Genomic DNA, 25,539 nt, shown 5'->3' on the forward strand with positions numbered 1-25,539 from the left:
CCTGCCAGGCCCTTACAAGGCCTTCAGGAAGGCCGTCAGGTCCGCCACCTCTTGCGGCGTAAGGCCGATCTGGAAGCGGCGGTCGTAGAAGCGCACCACGCCTTGCAGGTCGGCTTGCGCGCCGTTGTGGAAGTAAGGCGCGCGGGCGGACAGGTTGCGCAGCACCGGTACTTTCATCTTGCCGACGTCGGCCCAGCGGCCGCTGAGCATGGCCAGGCCGGGGTCTGTGGTGGCCACGGTGGCGCCGGTAGTGTTGTTGCGCAGTGTGTAGAGCGGCATGTCCGGCGTGCGGAAGCGTGCGTCGGCCACGCCGATGTCGAGCATCAGCGGCGTGGAGTGGCTGCCCGCGTTGGGCGCGCTGTGGCAGCTGGCGCAGCTGCCGCGCTGGGGTTGCGTGCCGCGCTGCGGGAAGCCTGCCACTTGCGTGATATTGAAGGGCCGGTTGTTGAACAGCGCTTCGCCGCGCGCGATCGATGCGCGTGCCGTGTTGACGGTGTTGGCCGGCGCCGGCGGCGGGGTGCGCTGGCCGCCCGGGCCGGGCCGCTGCGGTGCCGGCGGTGCATCGAGGTTGCGCCAGGCGCCGAACATGGTCATCACGTTCCGCGTGAAGGGGGCTCCCGTCCGGTAGTCGCCCGCTTCCAGGTCATTGATGCCAAAGTAGAAGGCGTTGCCGGACAAGGCCAGCGGGCCGCCGCTGGCGCCGCCCTCGAGCAGGCTGCCGGCGGCGGCGCTGCTGACCTGCGCGGCGAACAGGCCGCTCTCGAAATTGACGATGGCACGCTGGTCGGCGGCGCTCAGTTCCTGCGCCGCCTCGGCGTGGCCGCGCACGGCGTCCCGGGCCTGCGCGAGCAGGCCGCTGTCCAGGCTGGCGTAGCACTGCGCGGGGCGCGCGTTGAGCAGGCAGTTGACGCCGGCCGCGCCGGTGGTGAGCGGGCTTTCGCGGCCGTCCCACATCACGGTGCTGAGGAATTTCAGGTTGGCCGACGGCAGCGGGCGGCGGAACAGCGACAGCTCGCGCGCGCTGGCGAAATTGTAGGGATCGTCGGCGCGGGCCAGCGAGAATTCGGCGTTGGCCGGCAGCGCCATGCCGACGCGGATCAGGCCTTTGGTCAGCAGCATGCTGTAGGCCACGCGCTTCTGGTCCAGCGTGGCGGTGGCCGCGACGGGGGAGTTCGCACCGTCCACGAGGCGGAAGATGGCGTCGCTGCCGGCGCTTTGTTCGAAACGCTGGGCCAGGCCGCGCGGGGTCACGCTCCATCCTGCGTTTTCGCTGTGGCAGCTTGCGCAGCTGCGGCCATTGCCCATGGGCGTGAAGAAGGCGTTGGTCCTGTCGATGAAGCCCGCCGCGCTGACGGTCAGCGAGGTGCCGTCCGGATTGGTTTGCGGCACGGGCGGCGCCGGGGGGAGGGCGCCTTGCGGAGCGCCCAGCGCCGCGCGCGAGACGGCGGCGGTGACGACTGAAATGTCCGCCGTGGCCAGTGTTGCCGAGGTTGCCGAGGTTGCCGCTGCCGCCGCTTCGCCGCTTGACGTAGCGTTTGCGATAGCCGCAGTGGTCGTAGTGTCCGTGCTGCCGGTATTGGCGGTGGCGGCCGGATCGGCGGCGTCGCCTGGTGCCGCGCCGCCTGCGGCAAGGCGCAGCGGCGCTGCGGCCGTGGGCTGGTCGGCGCTGCCGCCACCGCAGGCGGCGAGCAGCGCGGTCAAGAGTGCGGTCAAGACTGTGGGACCCGCAAGGCGGATGGTTGCTCGCATGGTGTTTCTCCTTTTAGTTCTGGTAGGAAACAGCATGTATTGGCAATGTGGAGGAAAAATGGAGGACGCGGAGCGCCGTGGCATTCTTGTCACAGCTTGGCCGCCTGCACAATTCCTGCACATTCGGCAGGTATGATGGCGGGCATGAACCCTGTCTCGATTTCATTTTTGGAGCGCGTGTGCGCCTGACCATCGCCCGTAAGATCGCGCTCGCCGTCAGCGCGGTCGTCATCCTGAGCATAGGCACCATGGCCTGGCTGGCCAGCGTCAACTTGCAGCGCGGCTTTGTCGCCTATCTGAACGAGATGCAGTCGCAGGACTTGGAACAGGTGAGCGGCCTGCTGGCGGAGCGTTACCGCCAGGAGGGGAACTTCGACTGGCTGCGCCATCGTCCGCGCGCGATGAAGGATGTGCTGGACCGGATGGCGCCGCAATTGCTGATGGAGCCGGACGCGCCGCCGCGTCCCGCGCGCCGCGCGCCGCCCCAGCGCGGCTATGGTCCGCCACCGCCGCCTGAGCAGGATGACGGCAGGCCGCGCCGCGAGCCGCCGCCCATGCGGGAAGGTCCGCCGCCTGAAGGCCCGCCGCGCCAGGGCCCCTTGCGCGATCCGATGGCTTTCGCCCAGCGCCTGTCGGTGATGGACGCACAGGGGCTGCCCGTGATCGGCCCGCGCGAACCGCCGCCGGGCATCGAGCGGCCCATCGTGGTCGACGGCCGTACTGTGGGCAAAGTGCTCCTGCTGCCGCTGCGCCAGGCCAGCGGCGCCAACACCAGCGCAGCGGGTTTCCTGCGCGCCCAGGTGCGCGACATCCTGTTGCTGGCGGGCGCGCTGCTGCTGGTGGCGGTGGCGCTGGCGGCCGGCCTGGCGCGGCACCTGCTGCGGCCCGTGGCGGCACTGAACGGTGTGACGGCGCGGCTGGCGCGCGGCGAGTTCGCTGCCCGCGCCCCCGTGCTGAGCCGCGACGAACTGGGCGAACTGGCGCTGCACGTGAATGCCATGGCCGAAGATCTGGAACGCAGCGAGCAGCAGCGGCGCCAGGTGATGGCGGACGTGTCGCACGAACTGCGCACGCCGCTGACGGTGATCCGCGGCGAGATCGAGGCGCTGCAGGACGGCATCCGCGAGGCCGGTCCGGCCGCGCTGGAATCGCTGCACGGCGAGGTGCTGCGCCTGACCAAACTGGTGGACGATCTGCACCAGCTGGCGCTGGCCGACGCGGGCGACCTGCATTGCGAGCCGAAGGAACTGGAACTGCGCGCGCTGCTCGAGCCTTTGCTGGAGCGCTACCGCTCGCGCGCGGCAGGCGCAGGGCTGGAGCTGGCCTGGACGCTGGGCGGCCAGGCGCTGCGGGTGAACGGCGACGCTGGGCGCCTGGAGCAGGTGGTGATCAATCTGCTGGAGAACAGCGTCCGCTATACGGATGGGCGCGCGCAAGGGGGCGGACGCATCGCCGTGACACTGGCGGCGCGCGACGGCCATGCCGAGCTGGCCATCGACGACAGCGCGCCCGGCGTGCCTCCGGGTGCTTACGCGCGCCTGTTCGAGCGCCTGTACCGCGTGGACCGGGCGCGCACGCGCGAGCGTGGCGGCAGCGGGCTGGGGCTTTCCATCTGCAAGGCGCTGGTGGAGGCGCACGGCGGCGAGATCGCGGCGTTGCCCTCCACGCTGGGCGGCGTGCGCATCCGCGTGCGGCTGCCTCTGGCGGCATGAACAACAAGGGACACATGGAACACATACTGGTGGTGGAAGACGACGCGAAAATATCGGCGCTGCTTGCGGACTACCTGCTGGCCGCCGGCTACCGCGTGACCTGCATCGCGGACGGGGCGCAGGCGCTGGACTTTTTGCGCGCCAACCCGGTCGACTTGCTGCTGCTCGACCTGATGCTGCCCGGTCTGGATGGGCTGGCGCTGTGCACGGCGGCGCGCGCCTTCCTGCAGGTGCCCATCATCATGCTGACGGCGCGGGTGGACGAGATCGACCGCCTGCTGGGCCTTGAGGCCGGCGCCGACGACTACGTCTGCAAGCCTTTCAGCCCGCGCGAGGTGGTGGCGCGGGTGCGCGCGCAGTTGCGCCGCGCGTCCGGCACGCTGCTGCAAGGAGCGGTGCAGGGGCAGGGGCAGGGGCCGGTGCAGGGGCCGGCTCAGCCGCAGCCTGGTGCGCAAGCGGGCGCGCAGGCGGCCGCGCCGCTGTTCGCCGTGGACCGCGAACGCATGCGCATCCTATTGGCGGGGACGGCGCTGCCGCTCACGCCGGTGGAATTCCGCCTGCTGGCCGAGTTGATCGCCCATCCCGAGCGCGTGTACTCGCGCCAGCAATTGCTCGATGTGGCGCACGTGGACCAGCGCGACAGCAACGACCGCACCGTCGATTCGCATATCAAGAATATCCGCCGCAAACTGGCGGCGGAACCGGCCGCCGCCACGGCCGCCGCCGAATGTTTGCAGTCGGTGTATGGCGTAGGCTACAGATTCGAGTTGCCAGTCTGCTAAAATCGGGACTACCCCGAGCGAAATCAATGGAGCAGGCATGAAACGAGTGATATTCAACCAGAAGGGCGGCGTCGGGAAATCGACTATTGCCGTGAATCTTGCTGCGATTGCGGCGCACCAGGGGAAAAAGACGCTGCTGATCGACATCGACCCGCAGTGCAATTCGAGCCGTTACCTGCTGGGCGACGCCGCCAAGGAAATCGAGCCCACCGTGGCTGGCTATTTCGAGCAGACCTTGAATTTCATGGTGTTTTCGCTGTCGGCGCGCGGCTACGTGCATGAAACCGGCTTTGAAAACCTGTGGTTGATGCCTTCGCATCCGGAAATCGGCGAGCTGCAGTCCAAGCTGGAGTCGCGCCACAAGATCTACAAGCTGCGCGATGCGCTGAACGAACTGTCCAAGGAGTTCGACGAGATCATCATCGATACGCCACCGGCCTACAATTTCTTCACCCAGTCCGCGCTGATCGCCGCCGACTCCTGCCTGATTCCGTTCGACTGCGACGACTTCTCGCGCCAGGCCCTGTACACACTGATGAACAACGTCGGCGAGATCAAGGCCGACCATAATCCGGCGCTGGAAATCGAAGGCATCATCGTCAACCAGTTCCAGCCGCGCGCCAATCTGCCGCAGCGCATGGTGGACGAGCTGCTGGCCGAAGGCCTGCCGGTATTGAACAGCAAGCTGTCGAGTTCCATCAAGGTGCGCGAGTCGCACGAGCGCTGCCTGCCGATGATCCACCTGGACGCGCGCCATAAGCTGTCGCAGGAATTCGTGGCGCTGTACGAGGAGCTGGAGGCGGTGCAGCAAGGCGCAGCAACGCAGCGCAAGCGGGGCTGATGCCTTCCTATGCCGCGAAGTCGCCGACGTAGCGGGCGCGCGGCCGTATCACGCCGCCGTCCGCCATCTGTTCGGCCGCGTGGGCCAGCCAGCCTGCCGAGCGGGCCAGCGCGAACAGCACCACGCCGGAGTGCGGCGGCAGTTGCAGGACAAGTTCCAGGGCAGCCAGCGCGAAGTCCGAGTTCGGCTCCGCGCCTTTGATGGCGGACGCCCTTGCCGCCAGGGCCAGAACGCCGGCCGCCCGCGGCAGCGGTTTCATCATCTCCAGCAGTAGCGCGGCGCGCGGGTCGCCGTCCGGATACAGCGGATGGCCGAAGCCGGGCTGCATGGCTTCTACCGTAAAATTCCCGGGGCGGACCACTTCCGCTTCCATTACGTCTTTCGCGATCAGATAGTGGCCGCCATGCTCGCGCCCCGACAATGCCGCCAGGCCCGCGCACAGCACCGCAGGCAGGGCAGCGGCGGTGGACGCCACGCAGCGTACCGTGAACGTGGACGTATTCAGTTCATGGTCCGCCATCAGCACCAGCGCTGCGCGCAGCAGTTCCTGCGCTGCTCCCTGGACGCCCCACGCCCGCGCGACCTGCTCGTGCAGCGGGGCGCTCGTAACCTCCGCGTCCAGCAGCAGGCTGGCCAGCATACGCATGAGCTGCGCGGGTGGCGCTGCGCCGGGGCAGCGCTCCGGCCCCGGCTCCAGGCATGCCAGCACAGGCAAGAAGGCCATGGCCCGCTCCAGCGGCGGCATGGTGCGCGCCAGCGCGGCGACGGCGGCCGGAAGCTGTGGCACGGGCGGCAGCTTGCCGGCGCCGCCATCGGACTCCTCGCCCGTTCCGCCCCAAAGCAGATCGGCCACTTGCTCCAGCGTGGCGTGGGCGGCAAGGGCGCTGCTGTCGCGGCCACGGTAGATCAGTTTGCCGCCCGCGACCGACGAGATGCGCGACTCCAGCACCGGCACGCCCCAGCTCATGGCGGCGGCCACGGCGTGGCCTGCGCGTTTGCCGTCCGCCTTGCGCGCGGCCAGGCGCAGCACGTCCTCGTGCGCGTAGCGCTTGCTGCGCGCACGGCCGTCGGCGATGGACACCAGCAGGCCACGGCTGACGTAGGCGTACAGCGTCGCGAGTGACACGCCAAGTATCGCGGCGGCTTCCTTGGACGATAGCTCTTTCTTCATGCGCAGCATATTTTATGTTGATTGCGGGAGTCAAGATTGACGCTGGTTTCGCGCGCCGCCAGACTGGCTGCACGTGAACCGGGAGCCATTGTATGCACAAGAATAGTCCTATCGCAATGCCGCCGGCGCAGCCCGCACCGGCCGGCCGCCGCAAGGTGCCCATGCTGCAACCGCTGCGCCACAAGCGCTATCGCCAGCTGTGGCTCGCCAATCTGTTCTCCAACCTGGGCACCTGGACCCAGACCTTCGCATCCGCCTGGCTGGTGGCCTCGATTCCAGGCAGCACCCACACCAGTGCGCTGGTTCCCGCCGCGACTTATGCGCCCATGCTGATGTTCGGCCTGCTGGCCGGCGTGGTGGCCGATGCGCTGCCGCGTCCACGGCTGCTGTTCGCGGTGAATGCCTTCATGGCGCTGGCTGCGGCCGCCATGGCGGCGCTGGCCGCCAGCGGCCGCGTGTCGCCCGCCGCCGTGCTGGCGCTGATCTTCATGATGGGCACCGGCTCCGCCTTCATGTGGCCCGCGTGGCAAGCCGCCATGTCCGGGCTGGTGCAGCCGGAGGAGGTGGAGGCCGCAGCCTCGCTGAACAATCTCAGTTTCAACTTAGCCGCCACCGCCGGGCCCGCGCTGGGCGGTGCGCTGTTCCTGTGGATAGGCGCCGCGCCGCTGTTCCTGTTCAATGCCTTGTCTTTCGCCGGACTATTGCTGGTGTACCTGGACTGGATGCGCGACGGCGACGGGGAGACCGTTCCCGCCGCACGCGCGCAGATCAACTGGAGCGGCTTGCGTGCCGGCCTGCTGGCCGCTTGCGGCTCGGCACCGTACCGGCGCCTGCTGCGCCATACGGCCTGCATATTCGGCGGCGCGATCGCTTTTTCCTCGCTCCTGCCCGTGTACGTGCGCGACGTGCTGCACAAGGAGTCGGGTGTCTTCGGCAGCTTGATGGCTAGCCTCGGCGTCGGCGCCATACTGGCCGCATTCGCGCTGCCGGAATTGCGCGTGCGCTTCCCGCGCCGCCATCTGCTGGCCGGTGCCGTGGCGGTGTTCGGCGCAATGCTGATCGCCGTGGCGATGACGCGGGCCTGGCTGCCCTTGATGGTGCTGGCCGCCGCGGGCGGCATGGCCTGGTCCGCCATGGTGACGACGCTGAACAGCACGGCGCAGACGTCCTTTCCCAGCGAGGTGCGCGCCCGCACCTTGTCGGTCTACCTGATGGCGCTGGCGCTGGGCCAGACCGCCGGCAGCCTGCTGTGGGGCGGGGCCGCCGAACTGCTGGGTGTACCGCCCGCGCTGATGCTGGCAGGGGCCTGTTTGCTGCTGTATGCGCTGCTGTTGTTGCGGGCTCCGCACGGCGAGCCGGCAGGCCAGTGTAATCTGTAGGCTGGCACAACGAGGAGAGCGCAATGGCAATGCTGGAACTGGCCGATGGCGGCCAGCTGTACTACGAAGCGATAGCGGGCGATGCCGCCAAACCGGTGCTGGTCTTCCTGCACGAAGGACTGGGCTGCGCGGCCATGTGGAAGGACTTCCCGGCGCGCCTGTGCGCGCTGACGGGCTGCGCGGGCCTCGTGTACGACAGGCTCGGTTATGGCCAGTCCGCAGCGCTGCGCGGCGGGCGCAGCGTCCATTACCTGCACCAGTATGCGCTGCAGGAATTGCCGCAGGTGCTGGCGCAATTGCTGGGCGGGCGGCCGCATGTCGTGGTGGGGCATTCGGACGGCGGCAGCATCGCGCTGATTTACGCGGCGGGCCAGCCGCTAGGCTTGCTGGGCGTGGTGACCGAAGCCGCACACGTGTTCGTGGAGGAGGTCACGCTGGCCGGCATCCGCGAGGCGCAGCTGGCGTTCGGCGCGGGCAAGCTGCGCGGGCTGGAGCGTTACCACGGCGCCAAGACGGAGCAGATCTTCAAGGCTTGGGCGGATACCTGGCTGCGGCCTGCGTTCAGCCGCTGGAACATCGAATATCTGCTGGCGTCGGTGGCATGCCCGGTGCTGGCGCTGCAGGGCAGCGGCGACCAGTACGGCACCGTCGCGCAGCTGGACGCGATCGTTGCGCAGGTCCCTGCCGCGCGCAAGCTTCTGGTGCCGGAGTGCGGGCATACGCCGCACCAGGAGCAAGCGGAGGCGGTGCTGGCGGCTGTCCACACGTTCATGAAGGAGCTGGAGACAAAATGATAGATCATCTCGATCACCTGGTGCTGACCACGCGCGAGCGGGAGCGATGCATCGATTTCTATACGCGCGTGCTGGGCATGCAACTGGAGACTTTCGGCGCCGGCCGTGTGGCATTCAAGTATGGCGCGCAGAAGATCAATCTGCACGAGTACGGCAAAGAGTTCCTGCCCAAGGCGGAGCAGCCGACGCCGGGTTCTCTTGACTTGTGTTTCATCGCGGCGATTCCGCTGGATGCTGTGATTGCGCGCCTGCGGCAGCTGGATGTGCCGATTGAAGAAGGACCGGTCGCGCGCACCGGCGCCAACTGGCCGATACGGTCGGTCTACCTGCGTGATCCGGACCGCAACCTGATCGAGATTTCCGAGCGCGCCTAGTCCTCTACCGGTGTGCGGCAAGCCGCCTCGTGCAGCCATAGGCCATTGCAGATCCTTGTGCGGCACAAGCTGGCTTCCGCGCCACCGAGGCGCTGGCAACGCCGCAGCAGCGTAGCCGTGCTGTCGCCTTCCTTGTGCTCGACCACATCGCGGCTGGCTTGCCCGGTGGGTGGGCTGGATGCTTGCGCTCCGGTGTGGGCAACCAGGGCGGTCAGCAGCGCAATGTCGCTGTCCGGCTGGGCTGCCGCGGCCGAGAGGCGTGCCTGCGGCACCGTGCCCCCGGCATACGCCGCTGCGAGCGGCCGTGCGGAGGCACTGGGCGATGCGGACGCGTTGGCGTGTGCATGTCCCCACTCCCTCGCCTGTGTCGCCGGCATGCCAGGCGCCGCTTTGGCCGGCGTGTCCGGCGCGTGCAGACGGGCAGCCGTTCGCCGCTGCGCGATGCGAGCCGCGCCAGCCGGCTGCGCTGCTGCCGCCGCCGCAACTGCCGCGGCTGCCGCCCTGTGTTGGTTCGAGGAGAGCTTGCTGCTCGCGGGCGAGACGGCCGGCAACGGCTCGTTGACGATGGCCGCCGCCATCCGCTCGACTTCCTGCGGTGGCCTGGCCAGCGGCGTCGGGTGCTTGCCGAAGTCAAGTTCCTTCCGGTGCTGTGCCGGTTCCATGCCGACGTAGCTGAAACACGCGACGATCGCCGCCAGCACGGCCAGCAGCGTCACGAGGAGCACCAGGTGACTGGGCCGCAGGCGCGCCAGTGTCGCCCCGGGCGCATTGCTCTTGCCGCTGTTTTCCAGGCTGGCCAGGATGCGCTGGCTGCTGCTGCTGCTGCTGCCTTGCGGCGCGGAGAGCAGGTCCGGCCGCTGCGTCGGTTTGGGTTTGTCCAATCTATCCTCCCAAGGTTTGATCTGCTTCGACACGGTCGGGTTTCAGGCCGCATACGATGGTTTGAGTCCGGCATGGCCGCCATCCAGTGTGCCGCCAGCCGCCCAGCCACGTTTTGACGGAGCGCACTATGCTGGTCTTTTCTCTGTTGCTGCTGTTCCTTTTTTCTTGCCTTGCGGCCTGGATGCTGCTGTTTCCGGCCGCGCGCGGGCTGTGGATGGCCTCGGCGCAGGAATGGTTGGGCCGCGTTTGGCGACGCCGGCGCGAAGCAAGGCGCAGCCGGAAGAGCCGCTGGCACGCGCTGGGATCCTCGGCCTACAGCGGCCTGCTGCAATGGCACGGCGTACTGTTGCGCCACGCCTGGCTGGTGGCCGGCGGTGCGCTGATGCTGTTGCTGCCGCCAACGCTGGCCTTGCTGGCCGGCCGCCGCCTGGCCTTGCCCGCCTTCGACGGCGCCGGCCACGAGGCGAACAGCCAGGTGGCCGAGTTGCTCAAGGGAGAGCGCCTGGCGGCGCCGCCGCCATTGCCTCCGCTGGTGTTCACCACGGCCGAAGTGAACCATGTGCGGCCCCTGCTGGCGGGCGCCAGCCGCAGCTGGCAACTGTTCCATCCGGGCTTCGAGCAGCGCCTGCTGCTGGTGTTCCGCATCATGAAGGAGCGCCACGGCTACGAGATGGCGCTGCTGGAGGGCTACCGCAGTCCGGAGCGGCAGGACCTGCTGGCCAGCGCGGGCGCCAGCATCACCAATGCCAAGGCGTTCCAGAGCTACCACCAGTTCGGTCTGGCCGCCGACTGCGCCTTCCTGCGCGACGGCAAGCTGGTGATCTCGGAAAAAGATCCGTGGGCGATGCGCGGCTATCGCCTGTACGGCGAGGTTGCCGAAGCGGCCGGCCTGACCTGGGGCGGGCGCTGGACCATGATGGACTTCGGCCACGCGGAGCTGCGCCTGGCGGGAACGCTGCAACGCAAACGCTGAGGCTTGTGCTTCCTCAAGGAAATTTTTCAATAGCAGTGGCACCATGGTTCGGGTCTGCCGACTGGCGCCACGGAGCTATCATGATGCGACGTACCTGGCTGTTCCTGACCGATTCCCGCCACATCACCGTCATCGGCTTCATTGCCGTGGCGGGCCTGTTCTACCTGGGTGCCGATTTGCTCGAGCTGGCGCTGGTCTGGGCCATCGCCGGCACGGCGCTGGCGTTGCTGGCGTGGCTGCTGGCGCGGTGGCTGCGAAGGCGTTACGCGGCGAAGGCGGGCGCCGGACTGGGCGAGGCAATGGCGCGGCAGCCGGAGCCGGTGGACGGCGCCAGCCGGGAGGAGGTCGACGCCATTCGCGCCGGCATGCTCAAGGCCATCGCCACCATCAAGGCATCCAGGCTGGGACGGGCGTCCGGTACGCGGGCGCTGTACGAACTTCCGTGGTACATGATCATCGGGAATCCGTCGGCCGGCAAGAGTAGCGCCGTCACCAACTCCGGCCTGCAATTCCCCTTTGCGGATGCGAAGGTGGTGCAGGGCGTGGGCGGGACCCGCAACTGTGACTGGTTCTTCACCGCCGACGGCATCGTGCTCGACACGGCCGGCCGCTACGCGGTGGAGGACGAGCATCTGGCGGAATGGCGCGGCTTCCTCGACCTGCTGAAGAAGCACCGCAAGCGGGCGCCGGTGAATGGCCTCATCGTCGCCGTCAGCATCGCGGAGCTGCGCAGCGATCCGGAAGGCGCGCTGGTACTGGCGCGCAGCTTGCGCAAGCGGGTACAGGACCTGATCGAGCGCCTCGAGGTGTTCGCACCGGTCTACGTGTTGTTTACCAAGGCCGACCTGATCGCAGGCTTCAGCGACTTCTTCTCACGGTGCGAACGCAGCGAGCGCGAACGGGTATGGGGCGCGACCATGCCCTACAAGCGCAAAGCGGACGGCAAGGAACTGCAGGCGTTCTTCGATCAGGGCTTTGACGAGCTGCATGAGGGACTGGTGGAAATGAGCATGGCCAATATGGCGCAGGCGCCCCGCGATGCCCTTGCGCCGGGCGTGTTCACCTTCCCGATGGAGTTCGCGGGCCTGCGGGCGCCGCTGCGCGCCTTCCTGGCCACGCTGTTCGAGGAAAATCCCTTCCAGTACAAGCCGGTGTTCCGGGGCTTCTACTTCACCAGCGCCTTGCAGGAGGGGACGCCGGTCAGCGCACAGTCGCAGCGCGTCATCGAACGCTTCGGACTGGCGGCACTGCCCGAGCCGGCGCCGCAAACGCCCTTGCCCTACGGCGTGGCCGGGGGCTACTTTCTGCTTAAGCTGTTCCGCGACGTGGTGTTCGCGGACAAGGCCCTGGTGTCGCAATATTCGACGCGCGCGACGGCCCGGCTCAGGTATGGCGCCTTCTTCACCGCCGTGGTGCTGCTGGGCGTGTCGTTGGGCGGCTGGACCTGGTCCTACATGGGCAACCGCCAGTTGCTGGCGAATGTGCAGGCCGATCTGGACAAGGTGGTCAGGCTGCAGGACAAGCGGCTGGACCTGCAGTCCCGTCTGGAGGCGCTGGAGATCATGCAGGACCGCATCGAGCAGCTGGAGAAATTCCGCCGCGAGCGTCCGTGGTCGCTCAGCATGGGGCTGTACCAGGGCGAGCTGCTGGAGCGCAAGCTGCGCGAGGAATACTACGCGGGCGTGAAGGAGGTGATGGTCAAACCCGTGGCATCCAGCCTGGAGGCGCTGCTGTTCGAAATGAACGCCAATGCCGACCAGCTGGCGCCGCAAGGCGCCGGCGGGCAGCGGCCTGCGCCCGCCGCGCCGCCAGCAACGCCCGCTGCGCCCGCAGTCCCGCGCCAGTACGCCGACGCCAATCCCCTCAATGTGGAAGACGCTTACAACGCCCTGAAGACCTATCTGATGCTGTCCGACACCTCGCGCGCCGAAGTGGGCCATCTGAACGACCAGCTGACCCGCTTCTGGCGCGGCTGGCTGGAAGCGAATCGCGGTTCGATGCCGCGCGAGCAGATGATACGCAGTGCGGAGCGGATGCTGACGTTCCACCTGGCGCAGTCCGGCGACCCGTCGTGGCCGCGCATCGAGCAGAAGCTGGCGATGGTGGAACAGGCGCGCGAGAACCTGCGCCGCGTGGTGCGCGGCATGCCGGCGCGCGACCGTGTGTATGCCGACATCAAGGCCCGCGCGGGCACGCGCTACCCGGCGATGACGGTGGCGCGCATCGTCGGCGAGCAGGACCAGGCGCTGCTGGCAGGCAGCCACGCCATCCCCGGCGCCTTCACCCGCGAAGCGTGGGAAAAATACGTCGCCGGCGCTTTCCGCGAGGCAGCCAGCCGCGAGCTGCAAAGCACCGACTGGGTGCTGAAGACATCGAACAAGGACGACCTGACCCTGGAAGGCAGTCCGGAACAGATCCAGAAAAACCTGGTGGAGATGTACAAGCTCGATTACGCGAAAGAGTGGTTGAAGTTCGTGCAGGGCGTGGCGGTGGCGGACCTGGACGGCTTCGACGGCGCGGTGGCGGCCATGAACCGGCTGGGCGATCCACAGGCCTCGCCCATCATCAAGCTGCTGAACACCGTCAACGAGCAAACCGCATGGGACAATCCCACCACGGTGAACGCGGAGGTGAAGAACGTCCAGCGCGGGTTCGCCGACTGGATCAAGACCACCTTGCTGCGCCGTTCTCCGGCGCAGATCAACGTGCAGCTCGACGGGGCGCGCTTCGAGCGTCCCATGGGACCTGTGGGACGCGAATTCGCGGCGGTTGCCAAACTGGTGGCTGCCAGGGACAAGGACGCCACGCTGCTGCGCGGCTATATGGACGCCTTGTCGCGTTTGCGCACCCGGCTGAACATGCTGAAGAACCAGGGCGACCCTGGCCCCGGCGCGCGCCAGTTCATGCAGCAGACGCTGGAAGGCACCGGCTCCGAGCTGGCCGACGCGCTGCGCTTTGTCGACGAACAGATGCTCACCGGGATGAGCGACACGCAGAAGCGCGCCATCCGTCCCATCCTGGTGCGGCCGCTGATGCAGACGTTCGCAGTCATCATTGCTCCGGCCGAGACGGAGATCAACAAGACCTGGCTGGCGCAGGTTTACGAGCCGTTCCAGCGCACCTTGGCCGGCAAGTATCCGTTTTCTCCCGGCGCGAAAATGGAGGCCAGCAGCGCCGAGATCGGGCTGTTCTTCGGCCCGGAGGGGCAGGTCGCCAAATTCGTCACCGCCGCGATGGGGCCCTTGGTGGTGCGGCGCGGCGACGTGCTGGCGCCGCGCACCTGGGCCGATATGGGCATTTCGCTGTCGCCGCAGGCGGTGGCGCGCTTCCCCGGCTGGATCGCACCGCTGGGCGCCGGCGGCGTCGCCACCGCGTCGGCCGCCGCGCAGACCGTGTTCCAGATCCAGCCGCTGCCCGCGCCCGGCACGCTGGAATACACGGTGGAGATCGACGGCCAGCAACTGCGCTACCGGAACACGCCCGCGCAGTGGACCAGCATGGTTCATCCCGCGCCACAGGGCACGCCGGGCGCGCGCATCACGGCGGTGGCGTTCGACGGGCGCAGCGTGGAGCTGTTCAACGAGGCTGGCCAGTTCGGCCTGAAACGCATGATCGACGCGGCGGCCCGCAAGCGCAAGGACGACGGCGTGCACGAACTGCGCTGGAGCAGCGGCGCCATCAGCGTCGCGCTGGACTTGAAAATCACCAGCAGTCCGGAGGCCAGCGGCGGCGCAGGCACACCGCAGGACCAGGGCTTCCGTGGCATGCAACTGCCGGAGAGCATCGTCGGCGCGCGCCCCGCAGTTCCTGTGGTCCCGGCCACCCAGGCTGTCCCGGCGGCCGCCCAGACGCAGGGAGGCGCATGATGAGCATGGCGAACCATGGAAGCGCCCGTCCGCCGCAACTGGCCCGGGTTGCCTATTTCGGAAAAATCCCGACCCGCAGCGACTTCGTGAAGGGCGGCGACAACCTTGCGCTGGCCACCCTGCTCGACGGCTGGCTGGCCGGCACCATGGTCGAGCTGACCGCCGAGCCGCGCTGGAAGCTGCACTATGACGCTTTGCAGCCGCTGCACTTCGCCTTTGTCGGAACGCGCAGCAGGCACGCCATCGCCGGCCACATGGTGGCCAGCAGCGACCAGTCGCAGCGGCGTTTTCCTTTCATGGCCATGAGCACGCTGGAGGTCGACGATCCGGCCGTCTTCCTGCCGCACAGCCCCATCGTGCTGGCGCCGCTGTGGACCGCGCTGGCGCATGGCGCGGCAGCGGTGACGCAAGCCATGCATCCGGTGCAGCATCTGCATGCGCTCTCCAGCGCCACGCTGGAAGTCGATCCCGGCGGTGGCGGCCATGCTGCCGCGCTGGAGGGTTTTTTGGCGCACACCACGCTGGCGGGCCTGGAGGCCATGGTGGCGCGGCACGGCATGGACGCTTCGGCGCGCCGGATGATACTGGCCATCGGCCTGCTGCTGCAGCCCTTCGGCTGGAGCGGCAGCGCGCGGCTCGACAAGAGCCTGGTGCTGCCGCTGCCGCGCGAGCCGGCGCTGCACGCGGCGACCGCCGCATTCTGGCTCTCGCTGGCGTCGCCCTTCCTGTGGCAAGCCGACGTCGAGCTGGCGCTGCTGGTCTGCGAACGGGCCGGCCAGCCGGTGCTGGTGCTGGGCTTCAGCGGCGCCTCGCCCGCCACACTGCGCGGCGCCATCGACCCGCAGTTCGCGGACGGGCAGCAGATCAATTTCGACAGCACGGAATGGGTGGACGACATGATCGCCGGCGAACACAAGGTACTGCGGCTGTCCGCTTGCCTCGAGCAGGACCAGCTGTCGCTGAAGTCCGCCTGCGCGCTGTTCCACGAAACCTTTGCCTGAGGAGCATGCCATGCGCAGCCTGAACCATCCGATGTGCGCCGCCGTCGCCGCCGCCATTGCCGCCAACGTCGCCGCCACCGCCGTCGCGCAGGCGCCCGCGATACCCGCTTCCGCCACGCCCGGGCCCGGCCAGGTGATGGTGGCCGGCACCGTGCCGGACGAGGGCAGCAAGGCGGCCATGCTGCAGCGCCTGCGCGAGCTGTACGGCGCCGAGCGTGTGGTGGACCAGATCGGCATAGGGAGCGTAGCGCTGCCGCCCAATTGGAGCGGCTACGTGCAAAAGCTGATCGGCCCGAATCTCAAACTGATCACCAAGGGCGAGCTGAAAGTGGACGGCAACGTCGTCAGCGTGCGTGGCGAAGTGGCCAATGAAGCGCAGCGGCAGCAGATCGCCAGCGACATCGCCACCAGCCTGAATCCCACCTACACGGTCAACAACGGCCTGCGCGTCGGCGCCGCGGAACAGAAGCTGCTGGACGCCACGCTGGCCAGGCGCATCATCGAGTTTGAAAGCGGGCAGGCGACGATACGCCCGTCCGGCATGGACATCCTGGACGAGATGGCGGGCGCGCTGCGAAAACTGAAGGGCAAGAAGGTGGAGGTGATAGGCCACACCGACAATGTCGGCCTGAGAAGCAGCAACGTCGCCCTCAGCCTGGCGCGTGCGGAGGCGGTGCGAAGCTATCTGGCGCAGAAGGGCATCAACCCGGACCTGGTCGCGGTGTCCGGACAGGGACCGGACCGGCCTGTGGCCGACAACGCCGCCGGCGAGGGCCGCGCGCGCAACCGCCGCATCGAGTTCAGTATCGCGGACTGAGTTGTAGCGTCGGGAGCGCCGGGCGCCAACCCGGCGCGGCGTTCATGGCAGTGTGATGGTCAGGCTGGCCGGGCGCGGCGCCAGCTTCACCAGGTCTGCATAAACTGCCAAGCCTTGGGTGGTGGCGCCGGCCAGCGCGGACTTCATGCCGATGTAGACGGATAGCGCCACCAGTGCGAACACGGCAGACAAAGTCCACAAGGGCACGTCGCTGCGCAGCTTGTTCGCCACCTGGTCCGGACGTTCCCCCTGCGGGGCGAAACCCCGGCTCTTGCCTTTGATGTGCGCGATCTCGTCTCCCAGGCGTGCCGTCAGGTAGGCCAGCTTGTCTTTATCGTCGAGCATGAACTTGCCCTGGAAACCAAGCAGCAGACACAGATGAAATACCTGCAAGGCCTGCAGGCGGGCACCGCCTTTGCTGCGCAACTCCTCCAGCCTGTCGAAGAAGTGCGCGCCTCCCAGCTGGTTGCCGAAAACGGTCAACTGCAGTGTACGCAGTCCCCATGACTCGTGGATCGGATGCGGCGAGTACAGCATGGCTTCGTCGAGCGCCGCGCAGTAGGCGTACTTGGCGGCTTCGATGTCGTCGCCGTGCGCGCGTAGGCGGCGGGCCTGCTTGTCGAACTCCGCCAGGAAGTGCGCCACCTTGTCCCGGAACGCGTGCTCGCTGTGCGGCATGGCGCCGCTCTTGAGCAGGAACAGGAGGTGGAAGCCGTCATGCATCAAGTCCACCAGCGACTGGATACGTGGACCTGCGCCGTTGCTGAACAGCGACGGCGCGCTGCGCCGTTCCACTTGCGCGCTCATGCCGTCACCGCGATCAGTTCGATGCGCAGATCGCTCATTCCGGCTGGCGCAAAGATCGTGACCGATTGCGCTTTCAGCATCTGCTCGTATAGCACGCCCTTGTTCTCCAGCACGAAGTAGCAGGTGCCCGGCCGCACGGGGATGGCGGCAGGCACCTGCGGCGCATGCGACAGTTTCACGCCGGGCATGGCGGAGAGTACGCATTGGTCGACATCGTCCGGCGCCCCCACCTTGAAACGCAGGGGTACCGCCGCCACCAGTTCCAGCGCGGGCATGGCTGCGCCGACAGCCAGGTAGAGCGTGGTCTTCTGGTCGATTTTTCCCGAGTCGAGCTGGCCCTTGTGGTAGCAGCTTTTTTCCTCGATCAGGGCGATCGAGAAGCAGCGCGAGGAGATTACCGTGTCGAGCAGGTCGCGGATAATGGCGTCCAGTCTGGCGAAGCACTCGCCCGGTTCCTTATGCTCGTAAGAAGGCAACGCGGTCAGCTGGTAAGACTTGGAGTAGGTCATCAGCGCGCCGGTCAGCTCCAGCATGGCTTCGAACAGGCGTTCGGGATGCAGCTCGGGGTGGCGCTGATAGTGCATCAACTGGGCGCCTGCGGAGCTCACGGTGTGCAGCAGCCAGAAGGCGGACATGTCACCGCTGCGGAATTCGATCACGTTGCGGCTCGGTTCGCGCATATGGCCTTGCAGCGCGTGGACCTTGGCCTGCAGCGCGTCGAGCAGCTGTTCCAGCTGGGCCTTGAGGCGCGGAGACGCCTCCACCGACAGGCTGGGAGGGATGAATGCGGGATCGGCTTCGAACCCGCCCGAGACCACCCGGCGCAGCCGTATCAGCGGGACGCATTCGTAGCCGCCGAGGGGCTCCTGGTCCGACACCAGCCGCACTGCCTTGTGCAGATAACTCAGCTCCTGCGCCGCTGCCTGCGTGTACATGTCGGCGGTGGAGCGGCTGGTCTGGGCGTAACGCTCGTCCTGGTGCCGGGCGCCCTCCGGCGCGCAGTTGCCGCCGTCCGGCGACAGCGGGGGCAGGGCTGCGTAGTAAGTCACTTCCTGCACTTCGGCCTTCAGCGTGCCCAGGTCCACAGCAGGGGGCAGCGGGTCGCAGGCGGGCGCGTCGCTTAATTCGCCGTCGCGGAAGATGGCCGACAGCCGGTGCAGCCGCAGCACATTGGCCTTCAGCGCGAGCTGATCCCATTCCAGCGCCTGAACGCCCCAGTAGTGGGGCTGCAAGGCCTGCGCGATGCGCTGCAGGCGCGCCTCGTGATAGCGGTCTTGCTGCTGGAAGTGCTGCGGACGTACGAGTTGTCCTAAGCCCCAAAGTACTTTCGCTGCTGTGCTCATATGCTCTCCTTTTGCTTGGGCTTGCCTGGGCTTGTTTATGGCTGACACCGCGTGCCTGCCAGTGCCTGCCCGCCCACGCTGAGCGCGCAGGCGTGCAGGCCGATAGTGATGCCATTCCTTTCCACCTCCGATACGGAAAAGGCGAGGCGCCAGCGTTGCGGCGCCGGGTTCCTGAACAACGCCACCACCCCGATGTGCGAGGCCTCGCGGCTGACGCTTTCGAGCACCTCGTAGCGCTGGCCTGGAACCAGCTGCACTTCCTTCACTTCCACCAGGTCCGCGCCGAGCAGCTCGCGTTCGGCGTGCGCGCTGAGGAAGCCGCCGTAGCTGGCGCGCTCGAACGCTGCTGTCTGGCGCAGCTTGTAGATGCGCGCGGCCAGCGCCAGAGGCTGCCCGCCGCCGCCCGCGTTCAGGTTGGCGCTCGCGTGCAGGCGTATCGCCACCTGGCGGGGCGGCTTCTGGAGTTCGGGCAGGTCCGGAGGCTTGCGCACGCCGGCCAGCTCCATCGCGGCACTGGCGATGGAGCCTGCGGCGCAGCCGGTGAGTATCAGAAACGCTGGCATGCCCAGCGTGGTGCGCCAGATATTCATGGAGGACGTCCTTTCATGCTGTGCCGGGTGGCGGTCCATCCATTAGAGCCAAGCGGACAGGGCCGGTGTTTGAGGGCGCGCAAACAGCGAAGCACGCGAACGCCATCGCGAACGCGGGGTTTGCGCCAACGCAATTGACGTTGTCATCCTTGCTTCAATAATTGCTTCCACCGCACCGAAGGAGACCACGATGACATTCAGAGTAATTCCCCCCAGCCTGGCTTGCGCGCTGCTGCTGTCGGCATGCGCCACGGACGGGCCGCAACCGCGGCAGGACAGGCCTGTCGCCGCCAGCCTGGAAAGCGCGATGACGGAGGCCGCCCGCGCGACGGCCTCCGGCCAGCAGGACAAGGCGCTCGGCTTGCTGCGCAATGCTGCCAGCACCTATCCGGCCGAGAAGGGACCGTGGCTGACCATGGCGCAGATGAAGTTCGACCGCGCCAGCTACGGCGAAGCGATCCTGGCTGCGCAGGAAGCCTTGCAGCGCGACCCGGCCGACCAGGTGGGCAGCAGCATCATCGCCGTCAGCGGCCTGCGGCTGTCGACCAAGGCGCTGGCGGACCTGAGCCAGCAGAACAATCTGAGCGGCTCGCTGCGCGACGAAGCCCAAGGCCTGGCGCGGATGCTGCGCACCAGCCTGGGTGAGGACGTGCTGGTGCCGCCAGTCCGCGCCTCCAAGCCACAGCAAGGCGCGCCGGTCAGACGCGGCGCGCCGCAGGCCAGGCCGGCCGCACCATCCGGTGCAGATCCTTTCGGCTCAATTCGATAAGCGTAACGACAGACACAAGGAGAAAACGATGGCCAACGGCGACAGCGTCCAGAAACGGCTGGGCAAGGTGCGCGCACCGCGCGTTCAGATGAGTTACGACGTCGAAATCGGCGACGCGATGGAGAACAAGGAATTGCCTTTCGTGGTCGGCGTGGTGGGCGACTTCGGCAGCAACGCGGAAGCGGGCCAGAAGCGTTTGAAGGACCGCAAATTCGTCAACATCGACAGCGACAATTTCGACGAGGTGCTGGCGGGCGTGGCGCCCGTCGCGCGCTTCCAGGTCGCCAACCAGCTGAGCGGCGAAGGCGAGTTTCCGGTGGAGCTGCACTTCCGCGAGATGAGCGACTTCCGGCCGGAATCGGTGGTGCGCCAGGTAGAGCCGCTTAGCCGGCTGCTGGATGCGCGCAGCAAGCTGGCCGACCTGCGCAACAAGCTGGCCGGCAACGACAGGCTGGAAGACATCCTGACCCATGTACTGAACAACACGGACCAGTTGAACAGCATCGCCCCGCAGCCGCAACCTGAAAAGGGAGAATGACATGTCGGCACAACTGCACGCCTCCGCACCGGCGGCGCCGGCACAAGCCGGCAGTCTGCTCGACGAGATCGTCGAGCAAAGCAAGGTCGCCAAATCCAGCGTGGAGCACGAACGCGCCAAGGACATCATTGCCGAACTGGTGCACCAGGTGCGTGCCGGCAGCATGGCCGTGTCGCACAACCTGAGCGGCACGCTCGACGCGCGCGTGGCGGAGCTGGACAGCCTGATCTCCACGCAGCTCAGCGCCATCATGCACTCGCCCGCGTTCCAGAAACTGGAGCAGAGCTGGACCGGCCTGCACTACCTGGTGAAGAATTCCGCCACCGGTCCGAACCTGAAGGTGCGCATGCTCAACGCCAGCAAGCGCGAGCTGGTGAAGGACTTCCAGAGCGCGCTGGAATTCGACCAGAGCACGATGTTCAAGAAGGTGTACGAAGAAGAATTCGGCACCTTCGGCGGCGCGCCCTACGCCGCGCTGGTGGGCGACTTCGAAATTTCGCGCCAGCCGGAAGACATGTACTTCCTGGAACAGATGTCGCATGTGGCGGCTGCTTCGCACGCGCCCTTCGTCAGCGCGGCGTCGCCCGAGCTGTTCGGATTGGAGAGCTACGGGGAGCTGGGCCGGCCGCGCGACCTGGCCAAGGTGTTCGACACGGTGGAATACGCCAAATGGAAAGCCTTCCGTGAATCCGAAGACGCGCGCTACGTCGGCCTGACCTTGCCGCGCTTCCTGGGCCGCTTGCCGTTCAATCCGGTGGACGGCAATACGGTCGAGGGCTTCAATTTCGTCGAGGAAGTCGATGGGAGCGACCACCACAAATACTTATGGTGCAATGCGGCCTACGCCTTCGGCGCCACGCTGACCAAGGCCTTTGGCGACTACGGCTGGTGCGCAGCGATACGCGGCGTGGAGGGCGGCGGCCTGGTGGACGACCTGCCCACGCACACCTTCAAGACCGACGAGGGGGAAGTCGCGCTGAAGTGCCCGACCGAAGTGGCCATCACCGACCGCCGCGAGAAGGAGCTGAGCGACCTTGGCTTCATCTCGCTGGTGCACTGCAAGAACACCGCGTACGCCGCCTTCTTCGGTGCGCAGTCGGCCCAGAAGGCGCGCAAGTACAGCTCCGAGGCTGCCAACGCCAACGCCGTGCTGTCTTCGCAGCTGCAATACATCTTCGCCGTCTCGCGCATCGCCCACTACATGAAGGCCATGATGCGCGACAAGGTTGGCAGCTTCGCCGCAGCATCCAGCGTGGAGGATTTCCTTAACCGCTGGCTGATGAAGTACGTGCTGCTCGACGATAACGCCAGCCAGGACCAGAAGGCGCGCTTTCCGCTGCGCGAGGCCTCGGTGCAGGTGCACGAAGTGCCGGGGCGGCCGGGCGTCTACCGCGCCGTGTCCTTCCTGCGTCCGCATTTCCAGCTCGACGAACTCTCCGTTTCCCTCCGACTGGTCGCGGAGTTGCCGCAATCGACCAACCACTAACCACAACCTAGGAGCATGCAATGGCAATCGACGTCTATCTGTACATTGATGGTATCAAGGGCGAATCGGCGGATGACCGCCACAAGGACTGGATCGAGTGCAAATCGGTCAATTTCGGCGTGGAGCAGCCCAAGTCCGCCACCGCCTCCACCGGCGGCGGCCACACGGCGGAACGCTGCGAGCATCGCGACATCGTGATCTCCAAGCTGGCCGACCTGGCCTCGCCCATCCTGCTGCAAACCTGCGCCGCCGGCCGTACCATCCCCAAGGCGAAGTTCGAGTTCATGCGGGCCGATGCGCAGGGTGAACGCGTCAAGTACTTCGAAATCGAAATTGAAAACGTGTTGATCGGCGCCGTCGCCCCGGCTGTCGAGGAGGGCGACATCCTGACCGAGGCGGTCGGGTTCAAGTTCTCGAAAGTGCGCTGGAAATACACGCAGCAGAAGATCACTGGCGGCGCCGGCGGCAACACGTCCGGCGGCTGGGATCTGTCGGCCAACCGCATTGCCTAGGCGGCTGGCGTAGAACATGCCGCGGTGGCAGCACCGCGGCATTTTTTGAGAGGAGCAGCCATGAGCGGCTTTGCACCCGGCTTGATGGACCGCCTGATGGGCAACCGTGGCCACGCGGCCACCATCGTGCAGCTGAAGGACGCCGTCGCGCGCGACCTTGAGGATTTGCTGAACACGCGCGCGGCCCTGCTGGAGGCGGATATGGGCGCCTATTCCGAATGCGCCGGTTCCATCGTCAACTACGGCCTGATCGACTTTGCCGGCCTGTGCCTGAGCAGCAGCGAGGACCGCGCCCGCATCTGCGCCAGCCTGAAGCGGGCCATAGAGCGTCACGAGCCCCGCCTGCGGCAGGTGCAGGCCCGCATCGAACTGCGCGCCGGCACGGTCAACCGGGTCGACTTCATCATCAGCGGCATGCTGGCAGTCTTTCCCGCCTTTGAACCCATCAATTTCGACGCCGTACTGCAGCCGTCCACGCTGCATTATTCGATCAACCACAGCGTAAGCGGAGCCCCGGCATGAGCATCAATCTGAAAACCCTGATAGCAAAACTGAACGACACCACGCGCCTGGCAGCGACCCGCGCCGCCAGTATCTGCGTCGGGCTGGGGCAATACGAGGTCGATATCGAACACCTGTTCCTGGCGTTGCTGGAGCAGGAACAGAGCGACTTTGTGCTGATCGCGCGCAAGTGCGGGGTCAGCCTGGAGGCGCTGGACGGCGACTTGCGCAACGAGATCGCCCGCTTCAAGAACGGCAGCGCGCGCACGCCGGTGTTTTCCAGGCACTTGCCCGTGCTGCTGGAGCATGCCTGGCTGATTGCGTCGCTGTCGCTGCCGCAGCCGGATTTGATACGCAGCGGCCATCTGTTGCTGGCGTTGTTGACGGAGCCGGACCTGGCACAGCTGGCCGCGCGCGGCTCGGCGCTCTTCGCGCGTTTTCCGCTCGATGAACTCAAGCACAACCTCGACAAATACGTGCGCGGCTCGCAGGAGGAGCGTGCCGGTGAGCGGGCGGCGCAGCAACGGTTGCCGCAGGGGGACGGCGCCAGCGGTGATCAGGTGCGGCAACTGGCCGTGAAGACGCCCGCGCTGGACCAGTACACCACCAGCCTCACGCAGCAGGCGCGCGAGGGCAAGCTCGATCCCGTGATCGGCCGCGAGGCCGAGATCCGCCAAGCCATGGACATCCTGATGCGGCGGCGCCAGAACAATCCCATCCTCACCGGCGAGGCGGGCGTCGGCAAGACCGCGGTGGTGGAGGGGCTGGCGCTGCGCATCGCGGCGGGCGATGTGCCCGAGGTGCTGCGCGGTGTCGAAATCCACGCGCTGGACATGGGCCTGCTGCAGGCCGGCGCCAGCGTCAAGGGCGAATTCGAGGCCCGGCTGAAAAGCGTGATCGACGAGGTGCGCAAGAGTGCGCACGCCATCGTGCTGTTCATCGACGAGGCGCACACCATGATAGGCGCGGGCGGGCAGGCCGGCCAGAACGACGCGGCCAACCTGCTCAAGCCTGTCCTGGCGCGCGGCGAGCTGCGTACCATCGCGGCCACCACCTGGAGCGAATACAAGAAGTACTTCGAGAAGGATGCCGCGCTGGCGCGTCGCTTCCAGGTCGTGAAGGTGGAGGAACCCAGCGAGGACATCGCCTGCGCCATGCTGCGCGCGATGGCGCCGCTGATGGAAAAGCACTTCGGCATCCGCATCGGCGACGACGCGGTGGTGGCAGCGGTGAGCCTGTCGCACCGCTACATCAGCGGCCGCCAGCTGCCGGACAAGGCGGTCAGTGTGCTCGATACCGCCTGTGCCCGGGTGGCGCTGGGCCGGAGCGCCGCGCCGCAGGCGGTGGAACAGGCGCTGAAGCGCGTCGAGCGCATAGGCTACGAAATCGCGGCACTGGAGCGTGAAGGCCGGCAGGGCAAGCACGCTGCCCGCCTGCGCGAGTTGCGCGTGGCGCGCGAGGCGCTGCAGCAGGAGCACGACGGGCACAACGCGCGCTGGGAGCGCGAGAAGGCGCTGCATGCCGCCATGGCGGTCCAGCGCGATAGTTGTCCGCCTGTGGGCGGCGGCGTCAGCATGGCGGCGCTGCAGGAAGAGCTGACCGCGCTGCAGGCCGAAGACCCGATGGTGCCGCTGGAGGTGGACGCGCATACGGTGGCGGCCATCGTGTCCGGCTGGACCGGAATCCCGCTCGGCAAAATGGTGCGCGACGAGATCCGCTCGGTGCAGAAACTGGAGCACGCGCTGCAGGCACGTGTTCTGGGCCAGCGGCACGCGGTGGCGGCCGTCGCGCAGCGCGTGCGCACGGCGCGTGCCATGCTGGACGACCCGAACCAGCCCAAGGGCGTGTTCCTGTTCACCGGCCCGTCCGGCGTGGGCAAGACCGAGATGGCGCTGGCGCTGGCGGACCTGCTGTACGGCGGCGAACGCAAACTCATCACCATCAACATGAGCGAATATCAGGAAGCGCATAGCGTCTCCGGCCTGAAAGGCTCGCCTCCCGGCTATGTCGGCTATGGCGAAGGCGGGGTGTTGACCGAAGCGGTGCGGCGCAACCCCTACAGCGTGGTGCTGCTGGACGAAATCGAGAAGGCCCACCCCGACGTGGCCGAGCTGTTTTTCCAGGTCTTCGACAAGGGCGTGCTGGACGACGCGGAAGGGCGCGAGATCGACTTTCGCAACACCATCATCATCGCCACCTCGAACGTGGCGTCGGCCGCCATCATGCAGGCCTGCCTGAACAAGCCCGCAGCCGAGCGCCCCGCACCCGCGGCGCTCGAGCAACTGGCCCGGCCGCAACTGATGAAGCATTTCAAGCCCGCATTGCTCGGCCGCCTGCAGCTGGTGCCGTTCTATCCCATTCCCGACGAGATCCTGATGCATATCATTTCGCTCAAGCTGGAACGCATCGGGCAACGCATCCGTGCCAACCACCAGGCCGAATTCAGCCACGACAACGCGGTGGTCGACGCGGTGCTGGCGCGCTGCACGGAAGTCGATTCGGGCGCGCGCAGTGTGGACCATATCCTGAACGGCACGCTGCTGCCGGGGATAGCGGAAGCGGTGCTCGCGCGCATGGCGGATGGGGTGCCATTCACCAGCATCAAGGCCGGCGCGAGCCGCCAGGGGCAGTTCAAATACACGATCAAATAAG

22 protein-coding genes are annotated in these 25,539 nt (G+C 67.2%); 16 read left to right on the forward strand and 6 right to left on the reverse strand.

All coding sequences use genetic code 11. The features are described 5' to 3' along the window. Positions 1 to 12 precede the first annotated feature (12 nt). Positions 13 to 1,749, reverse strand: coding sequence for a cytochrome C (locus ACSQ8Y_RS02800; RefSeq protein ID WP_436264943.1), 1,737 nt, complete (start codon positions 1,747 to 1,749; stop codon positions 13 to 15). A 179-nt stretch (positions 1,750 to 1,928) separates the two neighbouring features. Between ACSQ8Y_RS02800 and ACSQ8Y_RS02805 the strand changes: the two genes are divergently transcribed. Genes ACSQ8Y_RS02805 through ACSQ8Y_RS02815 form a run of 3 tightly spaced genes read left to right on the forward strand, consistent with a single transcriptional unit; the run spans position 1,929 to position 5,084 of the window. Further along, complete coding sequence (locus ACSQ8Y_RS02805) at positions 1,929 to 3,461, forward strand: ATP-binding protein (protein WP_436264944.1); 1,533 nt, start codon at positions 1,929 to 1,931, stop codon at positions 3,459 to 3,461. Between the two features lie 14 nt (positions 3,462 to 3,475). After that, positions 3,476 to 4,243 carry a response regulator gene (locus ACSQ8Y_RS02810; protein WP_436264946.1) on the forward strand — a complete coding sequence of 256 codons (768 nt, stop codon included), beginning with the start codon at positions 3,476 to 3,478 and terminating at the stop codon, positions 4,241 to 4,243. Positions 4,244 to 4,280: 37 nt separating this feature from the next. Next, positions 4,281 to 5,084 (forward strand): ParA family protein, encoded by an 804-nt coding sequence (locus ACSQ8Y_RS02815; RefSeq protein ID WP_436264947.1) that lies wholly within the window; start codon positions 4,281 to 4,283, stop codon positions 5,082 to 5,084. 7 nt (positions 5,085 to 5,091) lie between these two features. Here ACSQ8Y_RS02815 and ACSQ8Y_RS02820 read toward each other — a convergent pair whose 3' ends face one another. Then, positions 5,092 to 6,255, reverse strand: coding sequence for a citrate synthase family protein (locus tag ACSQ8Y_RS02820; RefSeq protein WP_436264948.1), 1,164 nt, complete (start codon positions 6,253 to 6,255; stop codon positions 5,092 to 5,094). A gap of 92 nt (positions 6,256 to 6,347) precedes the next feature. Between ACSQ8Y_RS02820 and ACSQ8Y_RS02825 the strand changes: the two genes are divergently transcribed. Genes ACSQ8Y_RS02825 through ACSQ8Y_RS02835 form a run of 3 tightly spaced genes read left to right on the forward strand, consistent with a single transcriptional unit; the run spans position 6,348 to position 8,802 of the window. Continuing rightward, positions 6,348 to 7,634 (forward strand): MFS transporter, encoded by a 1,287-nt coding sequence (locus tag ACSQ8Y_RS02825; protein WP_436264949.1) that lies wholly within the window; start codon positions 6,348 to 6,350, stop codon positions 7,632 to 7,634. 23 nt (positions 7,635 to 7,657) lie between these two features. Further along, on the forward strand, positions 7,658 to 8,428 hold the full coding sequence (locus ACSQ8Y_RS02830; protein WP_436264950.1) for an alpha/beta fold hydrolase: 771 nt from the start codon (positions 7,658 to 7,660) through the stop codon (positions 8,426 to 8,428). Continuing rightward, positions 8,425 to 8,802: a VOC family protein gene (locus tag ACSQ8Y_RS02835; protein WP_436264951.1), complete on the forward strand. Its 378-nt coding sequence runs from the start codon at positions 8,425 to 8,427 to the stop codon at positions 8,800 to 8,802. Before ACSQ8Y_RS02830 ends, ACSQ8Y_RS02835 begins: the two co-directional genes overlap by 4 nt. Here the strand turns inward: ACSQ8Y_RS02835 and ACSQ8Y_RS02840 are convergent. Beyond that, a complete protein-coding gene (locus ACSQ8Y_RS02840; protein ID WP_436264952.1) occupies positions 8,799 to 9,683 on the reverse strand; it encodes a hypothetical protein in 885 nt (294 codons plus the stop codon). The two genes, ACSQ8Y_RS02835 and ACSQ8Y_RS02840, sit on opposite strands and share 4 nt — an antisense overlap. A gap of 128 nt (positions 9,684 to 9,811) precedes the next feature. Here ACSQ8Y_RS02840 and ACSQ8Y_RS02845 point away from each other — a divergent pair, with 128 nt between their 5' ends. The 4 genes from ACSQ8Y_RS02845 to ACSQ8Y_RS02860 all read left to right on the forward strand — a co-directional run bounded on the left by ACSQ8Y_RS02845 (position 9,812) and on the right by ACSQ8Y_RS02860 (position 16,341). Next, the gene (locus ACSQ8Y_RS02845; RefSeq protein ID WP_436264953.1) at positions 9,812 to 10,657 is read left to right on the forward strand and encodes a M15 family metallopeptidase; all 846 of its coding nucleotides are present in this window, start codon (positions 9,812 to 9,814) and stop codon (positions 10,655 to 10,657) included. An 83-nt stretch (positions 10,658 to 10,740) separates the two neighbouring features. Further along, positions 10,741 to 14,523, forward strand: coding sequence for a type VI secretion system membrane subunit TssM (tssM, locus tag ACSQ8Y_RS02850; protein WP_436269734.1), 3,783 nt, complete (start codon positions 10,741 to 10,743; stop codon positions 14,521 to 14,523). Between the two features lie 5 nt (positions 14,524 to 14,528). Next, a complete protein-coding gene (tagF, locus tag ACSQ8Y_RS02855; protein WP_436264954.1) occupies positions 14,529 to 15,524 on the forward strand; it encodes a type VI secretion system-associated protein TagF in 996 nt (331 codons plus the stop codon). Between the two features lie 10 nt (positions 15,525 to 15,534). Then, entirely contained in the window at positions 15,535 to 16,341 is an 807-nt protein-coding gene (locus tag ACSQ8Y_RS02860; protein WP_436264955.1) for an OmpA family protein, read from the forward strand. A gap of 42 nt (positions 16,342 to 16,383) precedes the next feature. Here the strand turns inward: ACSQ8Y_RS02860 and icmH are convergent, their stop codons facing one another. From icmH to tssJ, 3 genes are read right to left on the reverse strand one after another with little or no spacing between them, the layout of a single operon-like run. After that, positions 16,384 to 17,148 (reverse strand): type IVB secretion system protein IcmH/DotU, encoded by a 765-nt coding sequence (gene icmH / locus ACSQ8Y_RS02865; RefSeq protein ID WP_436264956.1) that lies wholly within the window; start codon positions 17,146 to 17,148, stop codon positions 16,384 to 16,386. Then, positions 17,145 to 18,491 carry a type VI secretion system baseplate subunit TssK gene (gene tssK / locus ACSQ8Y_RS02870; protein WP_436264957.1) on the reverse strand — a complete coding sequence of 449 codons (1,347 nt, stop codon included), beginning with the start codon at positions 18,489 to 18,491 and terminating at the stop codon, positions 17,145 to 17,147. The genes icmH and tssK overlap by 4 nt, the downstream gene beginning before the upstream one ends. A 35-nt stretch (positions 18,492 to 18,526) precedes the next feature. Continuing rightward, positions 18,527 to 19,081 carry a type VI secretion system lipoprotein TssJ gene (tssJ, locus tag ACSQ8Y_RS02875; RefSeq protein WP_436264958.1) on the reverse strand — a complete coding sequence of 185 codons (555 nt, stop codon included), beginning with the start codon at positions 19,079 to 19,081 and terminating at the stop codon, positions 18,527 to 18,529. 190 nt (positions 19,082 to 19,271) lie between these two features. Here tssJ and ACSQ8Y_RS02880 point away from each other — a divergent pair, with 190 nt between their 5' ends. The 6 genes from ACSQ8Y_RS02880 to tssH are packed head-to-tail and all read left to right on the forward strand — an operon-like array spanning position 19,272 to position 25,538. After that, the gene (locus tag ACSQ8Y_RS02880; RefSeq protein WP_436264959.1) at positions 19,272 to 19,850 is read left to right on the forward strand and encodes a hypothetical protein; all 579 of its coding nucleotides are present in this window, start codon (positions 19,272 to 19,274) and stop codon (positions 19,848 to 19,850) included. Positions 19,851 to 19,878: 28 nt separating this feature from the next. Continuing rightward, complete coding sequence (gene tssB / locus ACSQ8Y_RS02885) at positions 19,879 to 20,388, forward strand: type VI secretion system contractile sheath small subunit (RefSeq protein WP_436264960.1); 510 nt, start codon at positions 19,879 to 19,881, stop codon at positions 20,386 to 20,388. A 1-nt stretch (position 20,389) separates the two neighbouring features. Further along, positions 20,390 to 21,874, forward strand: coding sequence for a type VI secretion system contractile sheath large subunit (tssC, locus tag ACSQ8Y_RS02890; RefSeq protein WP_436264961.1), 1,485 nt, complete (start codon positions 20,390 to 20,392; stop codon positions 21,872 to 21,874). A 20-nt stretch (positions 21,875 to 21,894) separates the two neighbouring features. Continuing rightward, positions 21,895 to 22,386, forward strand: a complete 492-nt coding sequence (locus ACSQ8Y_RS02895; protein WP_436264962.1) for an Hcp family type VI secretion system effector — start codon at positions 21,895 to 21,897, stop codon at positions 22,384 to 22,386. A gap of 60 nt (positions 22,387 to 22,446) precedes the next feature. Further along, a complete protein-coding gene (tssE, locus tag ACSQ8Y_RS02900) occupies positions 22,447 to 22,908 on the forward strand; it encodes a type VI secretion system baseplate subunit TssE (protein ID WP_436264963.1) in 462 nt (153 codons plus the stop codon). Next, a complete protein-coding gene (gene tssH, locus ACSQ8Y_RS02905; protein ID WP_436264964.1) occupies positions 22,905 to 25,538 on the forward strand; it encodes a type VI secretion system ATPase TssH in 2,634 nt (877 codons plus the stop codon). Before tssE ends, tssH begins: the two co-directional genes overlap by 4 nt. Position 25,539: the final 1 nt, after the last annotated feature.

The sequence above is a fragment of the Pseudoduganella sp. LjRoot289 genome (genome assembly GCF_964252925.1).
Taxonomy (GTDB): Bacteria; Pseudomonadota; Gammaproteobacteria; order Burkholderiales; family Burkholderiaceae_D; genus Rugamonas.